At 37.5% G+C, this 600-nt stretch carries 2 tRNA genes; both read left to right on the plus strand.

Annotated features, from left to right (window positions below):
- Positions 1-114 precede the first annotated feature (114 nt).
- Positions 115-191 (plus strand) — tRNA-Ile (locus QQK09_RS19260).
- Positions 192-215: 24 nt separating this feature from the next.
- A tRNA-Ala gene (locus QQK09_RS19265) sits at positions 216-291 on the plus strand.
- Positions 292-600: the final 309 nt, after the last annotated feature.

Genomic DNA, 600 nt, shown 5'->3' on the forward strand with positions numbered 1-600 from the left:
CCTGGGGCTGGATCACCTCCTTACGTAAAGAAACTACTATTAGTGCCCACACAGATTGTTTGATTAGAATATAAAAGAGATGTATAGATAATTGACTCGTTCAATAATCAAATTGGGTCTGTAGCTCAGTTGGTTAGAGCGCACCCCTGATAAGGGTGAGGTCGGCAGTTCAAATCTGCCCAGACCCACCAATTTGACTCTGTACAAACCATGTTGGGGCTATAGCTCAGCTGGGAGAGCGCCTGCCTTGCACGCAGGAGGTCTGCGGTTCGATCCCGCATAGCTCCACCACTTCATTGAAGTGTACCAACATAAAGAAAAACCTTAGATAAGATATTGTTTATTTTATCTAAGGTTTTTTCTAACGAAAAAACCTGCTCTTTAACAATTAGGAAAGCTGATAAAGTTCTTATTAGTACACAATAACAATGACTTGTTTACAAGTTGATTGGTGTGTTGATAAAACGAAAATTTTTATTTTTACTTTGTAAAAATAAAGAGTTCTCAGTATTTAAAATGACTCTTGAGTCAGATTAGATACTGTAATCAAGCAAAATAAAAAGCACATTACATGCAAATGTAATGAGTACGTATCTACTC

Origin of the sequence: Psychromonas marina (assembly GCF_030161115.1) — a bacterium.
GTDB lineage: Bacteria > Pseudomonadota > Gammaproteobacteria > Enterobacterales > Psychromonadaceae > Psychromonas > Psychromonas marina.